Annotated in this window: 12 protein-coding genes; 7 read left to right on the top strand and 5 right to left on the bottom strand. The window is 38.3% G+C overall.

What is annotated here, in order from left to right:
- Window positions 1–25 precede the first annotated feature (25 nt).
- The 3 genes from V6260_RS06380 to V6260_RS06370 all read right to left on the bottom strand — a co-directional run bounded on the left by V6260_RS06380 (window position 26) and on the right by V6260_RS06370 (window position 4,196).
- Window positions 26–1,513: an exopolyphosphatase gene (locus V6260_RS06380; RefSeq protein WP_341593201.1), complete on the bottom strand. Its 1,488-nt coding sequence runs from the start codon at window positions 1,511–1,513 to the stop codon at window positions 26–28.
- Window positions 1,506–3,593: a polyphosphate kinase 1 gene (gene ppk1 / locus V6260_RS06375; RefSeq protein WP_341593200.1), complete on the bottom strand. Its 2,088-nt coding sequence runs from the start codon at window positions 3,591–3,593 to the stop codon at window positions 1,506–1,508. The genes V6260_RS06380 and ppk1 overlap by 8 nt, the downstream gene beginning before the upstream one ends.
- Window positions 3,594–3,689: 96 nt before the next feature.
- A complete protein-coding gene (locus V6260_RS06370) occupies window positions 3,690–4,196 on the bottom strand; it encodes a glycine cleavage system protein R (protein ID WP_341593199.1) in 507 nt (168 codons plus the stop codon).
- A 375-nt stretch (window positions 4,197–4,571) separates the two neighbouring features.
- On the opposite strand from V6260_RS06370, the gene V6260_RS06365 reads away from it, so the two are divergent.
- The 7 genes from V6260_RS06365 (at window position 4,572) to V6260_RS06335 (ending at window position 13,219) form a co-directional block, all read left to right on the top strand.
- Window positions 4,572–6,806: an ABC transporter permease subunit gene (locus V6260_RS06365; RefSeq protein WP_341593198.1), complete on the top strand. Its 2,235-nt coding sequence runs from the start codon at window positions 4,572–4,574 to the stop codon at window positions 6,804–6,806.
- 15 nt (window positions 6,807–6,821) lie between these two features.
- Window positions 6,822–8,471, top strand: coding sequence for a phosphate ABC transporter permease PstA (gene pstA / locus V6260_RS06360; RefSeq protein WP_341593197.1), 1,650 nt, complete (start codon window positions 6,822–6,824; stop codon window positions 8,469–8,471).
- 27 nt (window positions 8,472–8,498) lie between these two features.
- Entirely contained in the window at window positions 8,499–9,326 is an 828-nt protein-coding gene (gene pstB, locus V6260_RS06355; RefSeq protein ID WP_002957840.1) for a phosphate ABC transporter ATP-binding protein PstB, read from the top strand.
- A gap of 46 nt (window positions 9,327–9,372) precedes the next feature.
- A complete protein-coding gene (phoU, locus tag V6260_RS06350) occupies window positions 9,373–10,074 on the top strand; it encodes a phosphate signaling complex protein PhoU (RefSeq protein WP_341593196.1) in 702 nt (233 codons plus the stop codon).
- Window positions 10,075–10,224: 150 nt separating this feature from the next.
- A complete protein-coding gene (locus V6260_RS06345; protein WP_210998763.1) occupies window positions 10,225–10,902 on the top strand; it encodes a TIGR00153 family protein in 678 nt (225 codons plus the stop codon).
- 39 nt (window positions 10,903–10,941) lie between these two features.
- Complete coding sequence (locus tag V6260_RS06340; RefSeq protein WP_341593195.1) at window positions 10,942–12,210, top strand: inorganic phosphate transporter; 1,269 nt, start codon at window positions 10,942–10,944, stop codon at window positions 12,208–12,210.
- An 82-nt stretch (window positions 12,211–12,292) separates the two neighbouring features.
- Window positions 12,293–13,219: a hydrogen peroxide-inducible genes activator gene (locus V6260_RS06335; RefSeq protein WP_341593194.1), complete on the top strand. Its 927-nt coding sequence runs from the start codon at window positions 12,293–12,295 to the stop codon at window positions 13,217–13,219.
- An 18-nt stretch (window positions 13,220–13,237) separates the two neighbouring features.
- On the opposite strand, the gene V6260_RS06330 is transcribed toward V6260_RS06335, so the two are convergent.
- Window positions 13,238–13,450 (bottom strand): hypothetical protein, encoded by a 213-nt coding sequence (locus V6260_RS06330; RefSeq protein WP_341593193.1) that lies wholly within the window; start codon window positions 13,448–13,450, stop codon window positions 13,238–13,240.
- 178 nt (window positions 13,451–13,628) lie between these two features.
- On the bottom strand, window positions 13,629–16,160 hold the full coding sequence (locus V6260_RS06325) for a two-component system response regulator (protein ID WP_341593192.1): 2,532 nt from the start codon (window positions 16,158–16,160) through the stop codon (window positions 13,629–13,631).
- Window positions 16,161–16,292: the final 132 nt, after the last annotated feature.

Here is a 16,292-nt window from a genome sequence, read left to right as displayed (position 1 = left end):
GGGTTGGTCACCCTGCTTTTTTGATCTAAGAGCAGTTAAACGCGATACCAACCTTTTTTAAATAGCGTTGCTCTAGCGCTAAATCGGCTTGAAGTAGGGTGTGCTCTTGAAGATAGTTATCGCAAAACTTTATAAATAATCCAGTGCTATTTGCGCTAATTTCCATATTTGGTTTTTGGCTAACTTGTCGTTTTTGATTAAATAAAATCGCTAAACGTAAAATAGTAATAAGCTTAAGTACCTGCTGCTGAGAAATAGTTATAAATTCAGAAAGTTCATCGAGTTTTATTTTTTTACGGTAAAAACGAATAAGTGAGCTGAGTATTAACTGCTCTTGCTGTGTAAAGCCCGGTAATTGGCTATTAGCAACAATGTAAGCACTGTGCTTATTAATACCTGATGAATTAATAGATAGACCAATTTCATGTAGTTTTGCTGCCCAAATGAGTAATGCAACATCGTCATCATTGTTAAGTTGCCAAGGGGATTTTAAGCGCTCATAGAGCCAAATCGCGGTATCTGAAACTCGTGTCGCGTGAGCTTTATCTACCGTGTATCTGTCGCTAACATTATTTATGGTATTACTGCGAATATCTTTGTCAGCTAACTTTTGCTGCATTTCATGAAGCAATCCCTCTCGCAGTGAAAAATCACTATAAGTTAGCTCGGTGATTGCAAACTCTCTAAAAATTGCAATTAATATGGCAAGCCCGCCACACATACTTTGCTGGCGTTCTGGTGTTAGTCCCTCAATTTCTAAATTATCAATTTTTTTTGCTTTTATAAATTGTTGTTTCAGAGTTAATAAATCGTCGTAAGTTATACAAGGGTGATGAGGGTTTTGAGCGCTCACCATAGCCAATATCGATTTTATCGTTCCTGAGGTACCAATAACGCTTTTCCAGCCCTGTGATACATAATTGGCAAAAATAGCTTCTATTTCTTGCTCTGCTTTTATTTCAGCTTTATTAAAGCGCTTAGCGTTTATGATGCCGTCACTAAAAAATTGATTGGTGTAACTAACACATCCCATATTGCGGCTTGTAAGTAGTTTATGTTTAAAATGCTTACCAACTATAAGTTCTGTACTCCCGCCCCCTATATCAATAACAAGACGGTTATCTTCGTTATGTACATAATGAGCAACCCCTTGATAAATCAGCCGTGCTTCTTCTTGCCCCGCAATTACATCAATATGAAAAGGAAATACTTTATTGGCCTGCGTTAAAAAAGCATGAATATTTTTAGCTCTGCGAAAAGTATAGGTTGCTGCTACTTTTACGTTGCAGGCAGGGAAGTCTTGCAGTGTTTTTGCAAACTGCTTAAGCACAATTAAGGCGCGATCAATTGCTTGCTGGCTGAGCCTAAACTTATCATCTAGGCCATCTGCTAAATATACACGCTGCTTTTCTTTATGTAGAATTTGTAGTGTGCCGTCAACTTCGCGAGCAACCACTAAATGAAAGCTATTTGAGCCTAAGTCGACGGCTGCTATTGAGGGATGATCATTCATTATTATAGTTGTGTTCCCATTTTTTTAGATGGTCGTAAATTGCAATTTGCGAGCGTATTTTTTTTCTGTTTCCGCGTCTTACATACGTATTTTTTTGCTCGCTGTCGATTAGCCGTGCTTTAGTGCGGTCTTTAAATTGTAGCTCTAAAATATCAATAATGAGCTGTTTTAATTTAGCATCTAAAATTGGTACGCCCACTTCAACACGATGATCTAGGTTACGTGTCATCCAATCGGCAGATGAAATATATACTTTGTCGTCACCGTTATTACCAAACACCATGACTCTAGGATGCTCTAAAAAGCGATCAACAATACTTATTACTCTTATATTGTCGCTAAACTTAGCAAGGCCTGGTATTAACGAGCACATGCCACGAACAATGATGCGTATTTTAACGCCTCTGCGGCCTGCGTAATAAAGCTTATCAACAAGCTGTTTATCAACTAAGTTATTTATTTTTAATGTGATTTTACCGGGGTTGCCGTTTTCTACATGCTGAATTTCTTTATCGATTAAATCCAGCAGCATATCGCGCGCATTAATGGGAGAGAGCATAAGGTATTCAAAATTGAATGGCTTATAGCTGCTTTCTATAAATTTAAATACACTATCGCATTCCTCGCAAATACCAGAGTGCTTAGTGAAAAGGCTAAAGTCGGTGTAAATCTTTGCTGTTTTTTCGTGAAAATTTCCGGTGCCTATATGTGCATATTTCACTATTTTATTTTTTTCTTTGCGATGAATAATACACAGCTTACTGTGCACTTTTAGTGCAGCAATACCAAAAATTACCTTTATGCCCGCGCTGCTTAGCACTTTTGCCCACTCAATATTATTTTGCTCATCAAAACGGGCTTTAAGCTCAACCATTACGGTTACTTTTTTACCATTTTTTGCCGCATTGATAAGTGAGGATATAAGCCGTGATTTACTTGCAACGCGGTAAATATTTACTTTAATTTGTGTCACTACTGGGTCAAACGCTGCTTGACGTACAAACTCTAGCAAATGATTAAAGGTATGATATGGGTAGTAAAGTAATATATCTTGCTCGGTTATGGCGTCAAATACGCTGGTGTGTTTATTAAAAGCAGTGCTTTGTAATGCCGGGAGCGGTTTGTTTTCAAGATATTGGCGGCCAACATTTGGAAAGGCTATAAAGTCTCTAAAGTTTCGATAGCGCCCGGCTGGAATAAGTGCATCGTGGTGAGTCACATTTAAACGTTTTTTCATTACTTTTAACATGCTTTCAGGCATCGCTTCATCGTATACAAGGCGTACAGGTTCAGCATAAATACGCTGCTTTAGGCCCTTTGACATTTTATCAAGCAAGCCCTCTTCTAACTCATCATCAAGATTATATTCGGCATCGCGGGTTAATTTTATTGCGTGCCCTTGAATAGTTTCAAAGTTAAAAAAGTTACTAAATACATCATTTAAAAAGTATGAGATTACGTCATCTAGCATCACTATTGTTTTACGACGGCGTGTTTTTTCTGGCGGTAAAATTATAAAGCGCGGAACCCGATCTGTAGGTACTTCAAGCATAGCAAAGTGACTTTTCTCATCACTCATTTCTACAAAGAAGTAGGTCATTGTGTCGTTTATGAAATCAGAATAATCTTTATTTTCGTCGAGTAGAATTGGGGATATATGCTGTAATACATTGTCGTGAAAATATTTTTTTAGCCAATTTGAGTGAAACTCAGTTAGCTTTTCGGGGCGATCGACATGAATATTATGGGTGGTAAGGTCGTTTAAAATTTGTTGATGAATTTGATTGAATTTTTTACCAAGCTGCAATACTTTTTTTTGTATTTGGCTTATGAGTACTTCATCTTCTTCAAAATTAGCATCGGGAAGTTTATTTAATAAAATACGACGCTTCACATCGGCAACACGCACCCTAAAAAACTCATCAAGATTATTAGAAAAAATACCTAAAAACCGCATGCGTTCAATAATAGGGTTGTTTTTGTCTTTTGCTTCTTGCAATACGCGTTCGTTAAACGAAAGCCAACTTAGCTCTTTAGCAAAGTACTCGAGGGCTTGAGTTTGTTTGATATGGGCGTTCATACTTTATTCCGTGATTAGATGCAGAATAAAATATAGTGCCGATTAATGACATTAACATGACATGCGTGTCACATTTGTGACACGCATAGAGGGAAGTTAAACTTCTTCTGTATCTACAATCAAGTCACTTGTTATTGATTCGAGTGCTTCAATAACTTCATCTTTATCCATACCATTTGGCAAAGTAACGGTAGCAACAGCACTAAAAATAGGAACACCCCAATTAGGTGCACTCTGTTGCCTTGAGTTTAAATGGGTAATGTTAGCGCCTTTATGGCGAATAACGCTTGCAAGCTCTTGGACAATTCCTGGGCGATCGTTGCCTGTTATAACCAAGTTGATTTGCTCTAGCGTGGATGGTTCAATTTCTGTGTTTCCGGTTTCAATACGGACGTCAAGCTTAGGTAATTTATTTAAAGCACTTTGTAGTGGCTGAAAATGTTCCTCAGCAACTTCAAGTTGAATTATACCTGCAAAATGACCTAGTAGATGACTTAAGTTACTGCTCAACCAGTTACCATGATTTTGTAACACGACTGACGAGATGTTTTCTACTAAACCAGGGCGATCTTTCCCTAAAATAGTTATTACTAACTGCTTCATAAATAATTCTCTTTTTAAGCCCAAAGAAAGCAAATGCGTAGGCATTAGGTGTTGTCGAATCTAAGGTGTACTTTTGTACTTGGCATAATTTATCTTTTATTAAATTAATAAAAAATAGCTATATGGATTACATGCAGTATCAATACTCATTATTGTTTACCTGAGTACTTAGTGAGTATTGACCTCGATAAATGCTTTGTCCAATTATTTTATAATTTAGTTCATTAGTATGAATTAAAAATTTAAAACCAATCCAGTCATTCTATTTATTCGCACAGTTTGTAATTGTGCGAAGCGGTTATTATTACGACTGTAACAATACTGTCATCTTGATGAAATATAATTTATAAAACGTTAAGATTTAAGGGTGTTTTGATGACTTCAAATCCGAATAAACCGACTTTTAATACGGATCGAAGCCGTCTATTTAAAGATCGGTTTGCCAAATTTGGTATAACCGCAGGTGGGGTAATGGTATTAGTAGCATTGCTATTAATATTCTTCTACCTTCTTTATGTAGTACAGCCAATTTTTGAATCAGCAAAAGTAGAAAAACGCGATAGCTTTCATGTCGCTAATTCGCAGCAAATAGCAGGCCTAGGTGTAGAAGAGCAAACTGAAGTTGCTTACCTACTAAGCAAGCAAGGGCAAGTTGATTTTTATAGTGTTGATACCGGCAGTTTTGGTAAAAAGCTCAAAACACTTGATGCGCAATTACCAAGCGATGCGACAAGTTTTGCAACCAGCGCTCCCTTTCAGGGGCATTATGCGTATGGTTTAGAAAACGGCAGCGTAATGGTTGTTGCACCTAAATTTTTAGTCACCTTTCCTAATAACGAGCGTAAATTAACGCCTCGTTTAGACTTTCCTCTAGGGGAAATGGCTCTGAAAGTAGATGAACAAGGCGCCGCAATTAAACGTTTTGCATTTAGCCACTACGAAGACAGAACAGCTGTTGTCGCACTTACAGAAGACAAACGGGTGCTGTTTAGCAGTTTTGTTGCTGAAGAAAATATGTTTACTGGCGAAGTTGAGTGGGTTGTTGAGCGCACAGAGCTAGATGTTGAAGGACGTGTAGATGAGCTATTAATGTCGCCAGATACAACCCGTACTTTTGTACGTTCTGCTAATCAAGTTTATGTATACGATACACGTGACCCAAGTGATGTAGAGCAGATTCAGTTACTTTCAGCTAACGAAGAAAATGCCAATATTGTATCTGCACAATTACTAGCAGGTGCAAACTCATTAATGCTTGCCAATGATAACGGCGAGGTTTCGCAGTGGTTTGAAGTAAACACTGATACTGGCCGTGAATATCAAAAAATACGTTCGTTTGAAACGACTAAGCAAAATAAATTAAATGTATTTACAGAGTTCTACCGTCGTACTTTTTTTACGACCAGCAGTAATGGTGAGCTTGGCGTTTACTATACAACAAGCGAAGCAAAATTATGGCAAGGTAAAGTAAGTGAAGGCGCAATACAAAACTTTGCAATTTCACCGCGTTCAAATGCTGCATTAATTTTAGCGGATAACAAACTAACCGTTTTAGAAATACATAACGAGCATCCAGAAGTTACTTGGTCAGCGCTTTGGCAAGAAGTATGGTATGAAGGTTACCCAGAGCCAGGTTATATATGGCAGTCAACATCAGCCAGTGATGACTTTGAATCTAAGTTTTCATTAGTGCCAATTTCGTTTGGTACGTTAAAAGCAGCCCTTTACGCGATGTTATTTGCTGTACCAATCGCGCTTTCGGCGGCTATTTACACGGCATACTTTATGTCGAGCAAATTACGTAAAGTGGTTAAGCCTACGGTAGAAATAATGGAGGCATTACCCACCGTTATTTTAGGTTTTTTAGCCGGTCTTTGGTTAGCTCCATTGATAGAAGAGCACTTACCTGCAATTGTTGGGTTACTCATATTATTACCTTTAGGTATGTTAGCGACTGGTTTAGCTTGGACTAAATTACCAACAAAAATCCGCCATCGAATTCCTGAAGGATCTCATTCAATTATCCTTATTCCGGTCGTTTTACTTATTGGCTGGTTTTCGTTTGCGATGAGTGGATTTGTTGAGCTTTGGATGTTTGACGGCAATGTACGTCAGTACTTAACAAATGAGCTAGGTATGACATTCGATCAACGTAACTCGCTGGTTGTAGGTATTGCGATGGGATTTGCGGTTATTCCAACCATATTCTCAATTGCAGAAGACGCCGTATTTAGTGTTCCAAAGCATTTATCAAATGGCTCATTAGCATTAGGTGCAACACAGTGGCAAACACTAATACGTGTTGTATTACTAACAGCCAGCCCTGGTATTTTCTCTGCGGTAATGATGGGACTTGGCCGCGCCGTTGGCGAAACCATGATTGTACTTATGGCAACGGGCAATACACCTATTATGGATTGGAGCATCTTCCAAGGTATGCGTACGCTTGCAGCAAATATTGCCGTTGAAATGCCTGAGTCAGAAGTAGGTAGTTCGCATTACAGAATATTGTTCTTAGCAGCCTTTGTACTATTCATATTCACATTCATTTTTAACACAGTCGCTGAGTTTGTTCGCCAGCAACTGCGTGAAAAATATAGCTCAATGTAAGCGGAGAGACATGACATGGTAAAGCAGTGGTTTAAGTCTGGTTCTCCTTGGATTTGGATGACCGGTGGTGCAGTGAGCATCAGTTTAATTTCAGTTTTAGGCTTATTAGCAATGATAGCCTGGAAAGGATTAAGTTTTTTCTGGCCTTCAGAAGTTGTGCAGTTTGAACTTGAAGGGTCAATTTCAAAACAAACCGTTATTGGTGAAGTTTATGACCGTGAATTAGTACCAAAAACGCGTTTAGCCGCGACAGGTATTGACGTTAGCGGATTTGAAAAAGAAGAAATAGAGCGCTTGCTTATTAAAACAGGTAATCGTGAGTATGTAGATTTAGACTTTCGTTGGATATTAGAAACCGACATTACTAATAAAACAACGCCAGCAACGCTTGCTGTATTTGAGCGTAGTAAAAACGGTAATTTTTATGGTTATGTTGAAAGTGTAATTAAAGATGGTAAAGCAGTCGAAGGCGATAAAATTGAAGTTCTACATGAACTTGTAGAGCGTGCCGTGGATTTAAATGACGAAGCACTTGATTTACAAAATGGTGACATTGGGCATATTAACTATGAGCTTGAGCGTCTTCGTTTAAAAGAAAAGGGCTACTTACTAGATAACGCACTCACTGATGAACGTGTTGCTGAGCTTGCTCAAGAGCGTGCTGAATTGCGTGCGCAGTATGGTGTACTTGAAAAAGATTTATTTGCACTACGTAAACAAGCTAAACGTGACCACGTAACTGTAAAAGATATGCGCGGTGAAGTAGTTACTATTCCAATGTATCAAATACTTGATGTTTGGTTTCCAAATGACATGGGCTTTTTTGCAAAGCTAGGGCACTACTTTGTGCAGCTAGGTAAGTTTGTATCTGATGACCCACGAGAAGCAAATACAGAGGGCGGTGTTTTCCCTGCTATATTTGGTACTGTGTTTATGGTTATGCTGATGGCTGTAATCGTGACGCCGTTTGGTGTTGTTGCTGCAATTTACTTACACGAGTATGCCGCTAAAAATGCAGTCACTAAAATGATTCGTATTGCGGTGATTAACTTGGCCGGTGTTCCTTCAATTGTATACGGTGTATTTGGCCTCGGCTTTTTTGTATACATGTTAGGTGGCAGCTTAGACCAATTATTTTACCCTGAAGCGGCACCAACGCCAGTATTTGGTACGCCTGGTGTAATGTGGTCGGCGTTAACGCTTGCTATATTAACTTTGCCAGTTGTTATTGTATCGACTGAAGAGGGCTTATCTCGTATTCCAAGTACCGTACGTGACGGTTCACTAGCGCTTGGCGCAACAAAGGTTGAAACGTTATGGCGCATAATTATTCCAATGGCAAGCCCTGCAATTATGACTGGTTTAATACTGGCAGTTGCGCGTGCTGCAGGTGAAGTAGCACCATTAATGTTAGTAGGCGTTGTAAAAATGGCCCCTACATTACCACTTGATGGTAACTTCCCGTATTTTCACTTAGATAGAAAGTTCATGCACTTAGGCTTTCATATATACGATGTTGGCTTCCAAAGCCCTAATGTTGAAGCGGCACGTCCGCTGGTATACGCCACTGCCTTTTTATTGGTGTCGGTGATTATTACCCTAAACATAACGGCTATTGGTATACGTAACCATTTACGTGAAAAATTCAGATCGCTTGAACACTAATTAGTAAAGATTTTATAGGTAACAAAAATGATTACAGTCGCTCCACAAGTAAACCAAGCTAATATTGGTCAAAAGTTAGACCTAGAAAATTTAACGGATGATCAAAAAGCGCTAGAGATTAAAGACCTCGATCTTTACTACGGTGATAAGCAAGCGCTTAATAAAGTAAATATGAACATTCCTAAAGGCCAAGTAACTGCGTTTATCGGGCCATCGGGCTGTGGTAAATCAACATTATTGCGTTGTATTAACCGGATGAATGATTTGGTTGATATTTGCCGTATTGAAGGTGAGATATTACTCCATGGTCAAAATATTTACGATAAGAGCGTAGATGTAGCTGCACTTCGTCGTAATGTAGGTATGGTGTTCCAGCGCCCTAATCCATTTCCTAAATCAATTTATGAAAATGTAGTTTATGGTCTGCGCTTACAAGGCATTAAAGAGAAACGTAAATTAGATGAAGTGGTAGAGCAATCACTTCGTGGTGCTGCTTTGTGGGATGAAGTAAAAGACAGATTACACGATAGTGCGTTTGGCTTGTCGGGTGGTCAGCAACAACGTTTAGTTATTGCTCGCTCAATTGCAATTGAGCCTGAGGTACTCTTACTTGATGAACCAACATCAGCGCTCGACCCTATTTCTACTTTGGTAATCGAAGAGCTAATAAACGATTTAAAGAACAAATTTACCGTTGTTATTGTTACACACAACATGCAACAAGCAGCGCGTGTATCTGATCAAACAGCCTTTATGTATATGGGGGAATTGATTGAATACTCAGACACAAATACCTTATTTACTACACCAACGAAGAAAAAGACTGAAGATTATATTACCGGTCGTTACGGTTAACTAGCCCGTTATATCGTGTTGTACAAGATTAAAAGAGAAGGTAACTATGGAACATAATATTAATAAGCATATTTCTGGGCGCTTTAACCAAGAACTAGAAAATGTACGTAATCATGTATTGAGTATGGGTGGTTTAGTTGAGCAGCAATTAAATAGCGCGCTCGATGCAGTGAGCCGTAACGATGCTGAGCTTGCTCAAAAGGTACGTCAGAATGATTACAAAGTAAATGCAATGGAAGTCAGCATCGATGAAGAATGTACGCGCATCATTGCTCGTCGTCAACCAGCGGCAAGCGACCTGCGTCTAGTGATTGCAATTGCTAAAACAATTGCGGATTTAGAGCGTATTGGCGATGAAGCTGAGCGAATTGCAAAAGTAGCTCTTGATTCATTTACTAAAGATCAACAAGACTTGTTAGTAAATATTGAAAACATGGGTCGTCAAGTTTTAAAAATGCTACATGATGTACTTGATGCATTTGCGCGTATGGATGTGCAACGTGCATTTGAAGTACACAAAGAAGATGCAAAAGTTGACCGTGAATATGAAGCGATCACACGTCAAATAATGACTTATATGATGGAAGATCCACGTTCAATTCCTAAAATAATGGATTTGGTGTGGTCAGTTCGCTCATTAGAGCGCATTGGCGATAGGTGTCAAAATATTGCGGAATACATCATTTATTTTGTAAACGGCAAAGATATTCGTCATACATCTCAAGAAGATATAGAGAAATCGTTATAAGATTTTATCTATCATTCTTTTTTACTAAAGCGGCTTAGTGCCGCTTTATGCATTGTTAGCCATGGTGAAATAATAAAAAGCGTTCACAATCGTGGTTAATACTGTAAAATTCATGCTGCAAAGCATATCAATTTGATTAAAGGGTCAGTTATGCCTACAAACGCGTTTTTAGGAGTATTTGCAAAATCTCCTATCAAACCAATGGAAGAACACATCAAGAAAGTACATCAAGCAAGTAAAGCTTTGATACCTTTCTTTAATCACGTTTTTAAAGAAGAATGGGAACAAGCAGAAGAGCTTCGTTTAACTATTCGTAATTTAGAGCGTGAAGCTGATGATATGAAAAGAGATATACGTTTACAGTTACCGCGCGGTTTATTTATGCCGGTAGAACGTACAGATCTGCTCGAACTAGTAACTCAACAAGATAAAATTGCCAATAAAGCAAAAGATATTGCTGGACGAGTAATTGGTCGTGAAATGACCATCCCTACAGTAATGCAAGCAGACTTTTTAGCTTATTTAACTCGCTGTGTCGATGCTACTAAACAGGCATCTAAAGCGATTAATGAGTTAGAAGAATTGCTAGAAACGGGTTTTAAAGGTCGTGAAGTGACCTTAGTAGAAAAAATGCTCGTTGAATTGGATGCAATAGAACAAGACACGGATGAAATGCAAATAAAAGTACGCCTCCAACTACGAGCAGTAGAAGGTGAGCTAAACCCTATCGATGTAATGTTTTTATATAAAATCATCGAATGGGTTGGCGAGCTTGCAGATATTGCAGAGCGCGTAGGATCACGTCTTGAGCTGATGTTAGCTCGTTAATTTAAAATCAGTTCAAACACGAAAGATTAAGGTTACACAATGGATATCATTGCATCTTACGGCACGGTATTAATTTTAATTGCCGCTGCAGTCGGCTTTTTTATGGCTTATGGTATTGGCGCGAACGACGTTGCTAATGCGATGGGTACTTCAGTAGGTTCTAAAGCACTTACAATCAAACAAGCAATTTTTATTGCGATGGTTTTTGAATTCGCAGGGGCTTATTTAGCCGGTGGTGAGGTTACATCAACGATTCGTAAAGGAATCATTGATGCTGCTCCATTTGCTGCACTCCCTGATTTAATGGTTTTAGGTATGATCTCTGCGTTATTTGCAGCGGGTACTTGGCTATTAATTGCCTCGTTTTTAGGTTGGCCGGTATCAACTACTCACTCAATCATTGGTGCTATCATTGGTTTTGCATTAGTTGCAGTAGGCACTGAGGCAATTCAGTGGGATAAAGTAGGTGGTATTGTTGGTAGTTGGATTATAACGCCGGCTATATCGGGCTTTATTGCATACTTAATATTTATGAGTGCACAAAAACTAATTTTTGATACAGATGCACCACTTAAAAATGCTAAACGTTATGTACCACTTTATATGGGCTTAGCGGGCTTTATTATGGCGCTTGTAACCATTAAAAAAGGTTTAAAACACGTAGGTATTAATATTGGTTCTGTAGAGGGCTATGCTCTTGCAGTTGCAGTAGCTGTAATTGTGGCTATTATTGGTAAAATTGCTATTTCTCGATTAAATATCGATCCTAAAGCTGATAAGCAAATGCAGTTTAATAATGTAGAAAAAGTATTTGCGGTATTAATGGTACTAACTGCTTGTTGTATGGCATTTGCGCATGGCTCTAACGATGTAGCTAATGCAATCGGTCCACTAGCTGCTGTTGTAAATATTGTTGAAAACAACGGTGAAATAGCTAAGAAAGCTGCTATTGCTTGGTGGATTTTACCGCTAGGTGGTTTTGGTATTGTGGCGGGCCTTGCTATTTTAGGTAAAAAAGTAATTAAAACCATTGGTGAAGGTATTACACATTTAACGCCGAGCCGTGGTTTTGCTGCTGAATTAGCTGCTGCGTCTACCGTTGTTATTGCATCAGGTACAGGTATGCCTATCTCGACTACACAAACCTTAGTGGGTGCGGTGTTGGGCGTAGGTATGGCGCGCGGTATTGGTGCACTTAACATGGGCGTTATCAGAAACATTGTAGTTTCTTGGGTAATTACATTGCCAGTTGGCGCTGCCCTTGCTATTGTTATTTTCTACGTACTAAGAACCGCGTTTGGGGTTTAATAAAAAAGTACTTAAAGACTTTTAGCTTGAAAAGATCTCAGCGCCCTAGGTGTTGGGATCTTTTTATTTGTGGAAAGAAAAAATGACTAATCTTCCAAGTATTAAGCAGCTGCAATATTTATTAGCTGTTCATCAACATCAACACTTTGGCAGAGCTGCTAGCGCCTGCTTCATTGGTCAATCTACGCTAAGTAGTGCAATTCAAAATCTTGAAGAAACGTTGGGTTGTCAGCTTATCGAGCGCGAAAATCGCAGCCTTATGTTTACCAGCATTGGTGAAGAAGTTGTTGAGCGTTCTCGTAAAATAATTAACGATACAATTAGTTTAAAAGAGCTCACTAAAAGCTTTTTAACACCGCTAAATGGTAAGTTAACCGTGGGTGTTATACCTACAATCGCGAGCTTTATAGCTGCGCCGCTTTATCATTTTTGCAAAGAAACCTTTTGTGATTTAGAGCTGGTATTAATAGAGGATACGAGTGACAAACTGCTTGATAAACTTGAGCATGGTCATATTGATTTAGCGTTACTTGCACTACCATACGAGACAGATAAATTTCATACGCAAGTGCTGGCTAAGGATCAATTTAGTTTAGTGCATCATAAGGACTACAGTGCTGCCAAGGGCGTAGTAGACTTTAATTTGTTGCCAGAGGCTAGCGTATTCTTACTCGAGCGTGAGCACTGTATGACAGGCCATGCGCTCAGTGCATGTCATTTAAACCGTGCTAGTTGTATTAACCCATTTGAAGCAGCAAGCTTACATACATTACTCAGTATGGTTGAGCATCAGCTTGGGGTGACTTTTTTACCACAGATGGCGATTAATGCGGGTATTTTAGATAATAAAAATATGGTGGCTACACCATCACAAAGTGATGCATATAGAGATATTGGCATTTTGTGGCGTAAAACTACGGGCCGAATCCGAGACTTTAGGCTGTTTAGTCAAAAGCTTGAGGTGTTTTTAAAGTATCAATGTAGTTTAGGTTCTTCAAAATCAGAATAATAAGTGAACTAAAGCAGCCTACAAAGGCTGCTTTTGATTTTGAAGATGAATTTCAAAAGGCTCAAGTTCAGGTAAAAATAATAAATAAATCCATACCACCAAGTTAAAGTAAGGCACGCAGCCTAATACAGTAAAAACCTTAACTGGGTAGCCTTTAATGTTCGCGTAGCGGTAACATTGATACGCGATTGCAAAATGTATAATCAGTAATAACATAACTAATTGTGTCATATCTTCCTCTTTAAAAGCTTTAATAGCTTGAAATTAACTATAAAATCAGTACTACGTCGCCAAAAGGTAATGTCATGTTTTTAAAGTGAAATGCATAAAAGGGTACGACATTCTTATTTGATACTGAAAGTATAGGCAATAAAGGTAATATTGGTAGTAATAAAATGATTAAAATTGTTTATTTTGGACTAGCTTGTTGTTGGTAAAACGTTTTACTTTTTGAAATTTTTTCAAGTTCATCTTTTACTTTTTCAACAGGCATTGGGCGTGCAATAAAGTAGCCTTGCCCATAGTCGACGCCAATCTCTTTTAACGCAAAAAATATCTCTTCGTTTTCAACGTACTCCGCTACAGAGCGCTTATCGAGAGACCGACTAATATCATTTATTGCTTTTACTAACGCCAAATCTATAGGGTCATTAAGCATGTCGCTTACAAATGAGCCATCAATTTTTACATGCTGTGCTGGTAGCTGTTTTAAATAATTAAATGTACTAAAGCCAGTTCCAAAATCATCGATAGAAAAATGACAGCCTAAGCTATTAAGCTTCTCAATCATTTTGCGAGTGGCCTTTAAGTTATTAATACTCGCAGACTCAGTTATTTCAAAAATTATCCGCGAAGCAGGCACGTTATACTTTTCAAGGTTAGATTCAATTAATGGCAGTAAGCGTTCGTCTAAGAAAGATTGTGCTGACAAATTAATAGCAACTTGGTTTAATTCCGGATGTTTTGCCACGCAGGCAATAGCATTACGTACAACACATTGATCCATCATAAATGTATCGTTTAGCATTTCTAATGAGGGAATAAATTGGTTTGGATATATTAATTCCCCCTTGTATTTTAAGCGTAATAAAGCTTCAAAGTAGGCAACTTTATTTTCTTTAAAATCCCAAATAGGTTGATAATGCAATTCTATATGGTTTTGCTGTAGAGCCTGTCTGATTTCATGCCCCCACTCAAGTCCGGTTTGTAGAGTGTTATTTTGCGAATCTTCTTTTGAGTAGCAATGTACTAAATTACGACCTAGGTTTTTGGCAATATACAAAGCAATATCGGCTTGTTTTAGGCATTCATTAGGATCGCAGTTCTGCGGTGTTATTTGAGTTAATCCAATAGAGCAGCTAATAGTGTATATCTGATCTTCTGATTCAAAAGTATGCTTTTCTATCGCACTACACACACCTTCTGCAACAAGGTGTGCATCTAGTAAATTCATGTCAGTAAGTATTACTGCAAACTCATCACCACCAATTCTACAAACTAGGTGCTCATCACCAATATTTGCTTTAAATAAGTGCGCTACTTCTTTTAGTACTATATCGCCTTGATGATGTCCTTTACTGTCATTTATAATTTTAAAGTGATCAAGATCAATATAAATAATAGCGTGTTCAGCACCATCATAAGTGTATTTATCTTGGCATATTTTATTAAGCTGTTGATCAAAGTAATAACGGTTGTGTAAGCCTGTAAGTGGGTCATGGTGTGCTAAATGGCGAAGTTGCAGCTCTGCTTGCTTTCGTTCGTGTATATTATCGATAGTTGCAGTAATAGTTGCGTTATTTCGACTATTTTTAATCAATTGAAGCCGGCATTCTACCCAGATTAAATTACCATTTTTATGAGTAAGCTTTACTTCTATTTGTTGCTTTTTCTCGCCGCCATTTAAAATATCATGAATAGTATTATTAAGCTTTTCTTGATCCTTAACACTGCAATAACTGCTTAGAGATTGCTGTAATGATGACTTAACACCAAAGCCACTTAGCGTCTCCCATGCTGGATTAATAAAGCGGATCAGGCCTTGTTGATCAAGCTCTAGCACTACGGTGTTTAGATGTAACAAAATACGCTGATGCGCCGAAAATAGCTCTTTATAACGAACTTCACTAGCACTTAACTGCTCTACTTTATGAGCAAACTCTGCGTAGCTGACCATAAAGTCTTCACGACGAGCTGCATGATCACACACTTTATTTAAAAATGAAGGGTCGTATGGTGCTCTAATAAAGTCGGTAACGCCTGAGAGTAAAAGCTGTTCTGCGTAATCGGCATCATCACTTTCAATAATTGTTACAATGGCCTGTTTAGAATTATGTTGAAGTATTTCTTCAACTAATAAACTTGAGCTTTGAGCGCTAGAAGAGGTTGCATCAAGTAGCACAATTGAAAACTGCTGTTGATTGTATGCATTAAGAGCAGCTTTGGCCGTTGTAACATGTGTAATGGCAAAGTTTAGCTTTAGTTGCTCGCTAATAGTGTCTGCGGTTTCTTGAATTGGCTCTAAAAGTAATAAGTTTAGCCTGCTACTTTTTTCTAAATGAGTAGAAAGTACATTAGCGAGTACTTGCGGCAACATGTCTTTATGCTCAAACGGTAATACAGCATCTATGCCGTAACTTCTTGCTGTGGTTTCTGCTATGCGTTCACAATAAATTGGCGGGGTAAGCAGTATAGGTGTATTTTTTGGGGTTTTTAAAAGCCCGGAGCGAATCATCCTAGAAAAGCGCCAACCATCAATTTTTCCAACATTAAGGCCTGTTATTATTATATCAACAGGCTGCTGTTTTAATAGCTTGAGAGCCTGCTGACTATCTTGCGCATCAATGAAGATAAAGACATTTAAGCTTTCTAAGGTGGTCCTAATCGCATGACGTTCAGCACTACTTGCGTTTAATATTAGCAATTTAAGCTGATTTGCCACGTGTTGATTACCTCTTATGTAACTTATAATATTTTTAGCCGAACAAGAATAGTGATATTTAACCATAAGAACAAGAGAATTTCATGCCAAACTCGCAAACAGACATTATAAGTTTGGCTGATTTCTTGAGCT

The sequence above is a fragment of the Pseudoalteromonas aliena genome (assembly GCF_038155085.1).
Lineage (GTDB): Bacteria > Pseudomonadota > Gammaproteobacteria > Enterobacterales > Alteromonadaceae > Pseudoalteromonas > Pseudoalteromonas aliena_A.
The sequence above is the reverse complement of the archived record's forward strand: the minus strand, read 5'-3'. Positions and strand labels throughout refer to the sequence as shown.

Bases quoted from the DNA above. Each gene is read 5' to 3' on its own strand.
- V6260_RS06380 (WP_341593201.1), bottom strand. From the start codon at position 1,513: ATGAATGATCATCCCTCAATAGCAGCCGTCGACTTAGGCTCAAATAGC.
- ppk1 (WP_341593200.1), bottom strand. From the start codon at position 3,593: ATGAACGCCCATATCAAACAAACTCAAGCCCTCGAGTACTTTGCTAAA.
- V6260_RS06370 (WP_341593199.1), bottom strand. From the start codon at position 4,196: ATGAAGCAGTTAGTAATAACTATTTTAGGGAAAGATCGCCCTGGTTTA.
- V6260_RS06365 (WP_341593198.1), top strand. From the start codon at position 4,572: ATGACTTCAAATCCGAATAAACCGACTTTTAATACGGATCGAAGCCGT.
- pstA (WP_341593197.1), top strand. From the start codon at position 6,822: ATGGTAAAGCAGTGGTTTAAGTCTGGTTCTCCTTGGATTTGGATGACC.
- pstB (WP_002957840.1), top strand. From the start codon at position 8,499: ATGATTACAGTCGCTCCACAAGTAAACCAAGCTAATATTGGTCAAAAG.
- phoU (WP_341593196.1), top strand. From the start codon at position 9,373: ATGGAACATAATATTAATAAGCATATTTCTGGGCGCTTTAACCAAGAA.
- V6260_RS06345 (WP_210998763.1), top strand. From the start codon at position 10,225: ATGCCTACAAACGCGTTTTTAGGAGTATTTGCAAAATCTCCTATCAAA.
- V6260_RS06340 (WP_341593195.1), top strand. From the start codon at position 10,942: ATGGATATCATTGCATCTTACGGCACGGTATTAATTTTAATTGCCGCT.
- V6260_RS06335 (WP_341593194.1), top strand. From the start codon at position 12,293: ATGACTAATCTTCCAAGTATTAAGCAGCTGCAATATTTATTAGCTGTT.
- V6260_RS06330 (WP_341593193.1), bottom strand. From the start codon at position 13,450: ATGACACAATTAGTTATGTTATTACTGATTATACATTTTGCAATCGCG.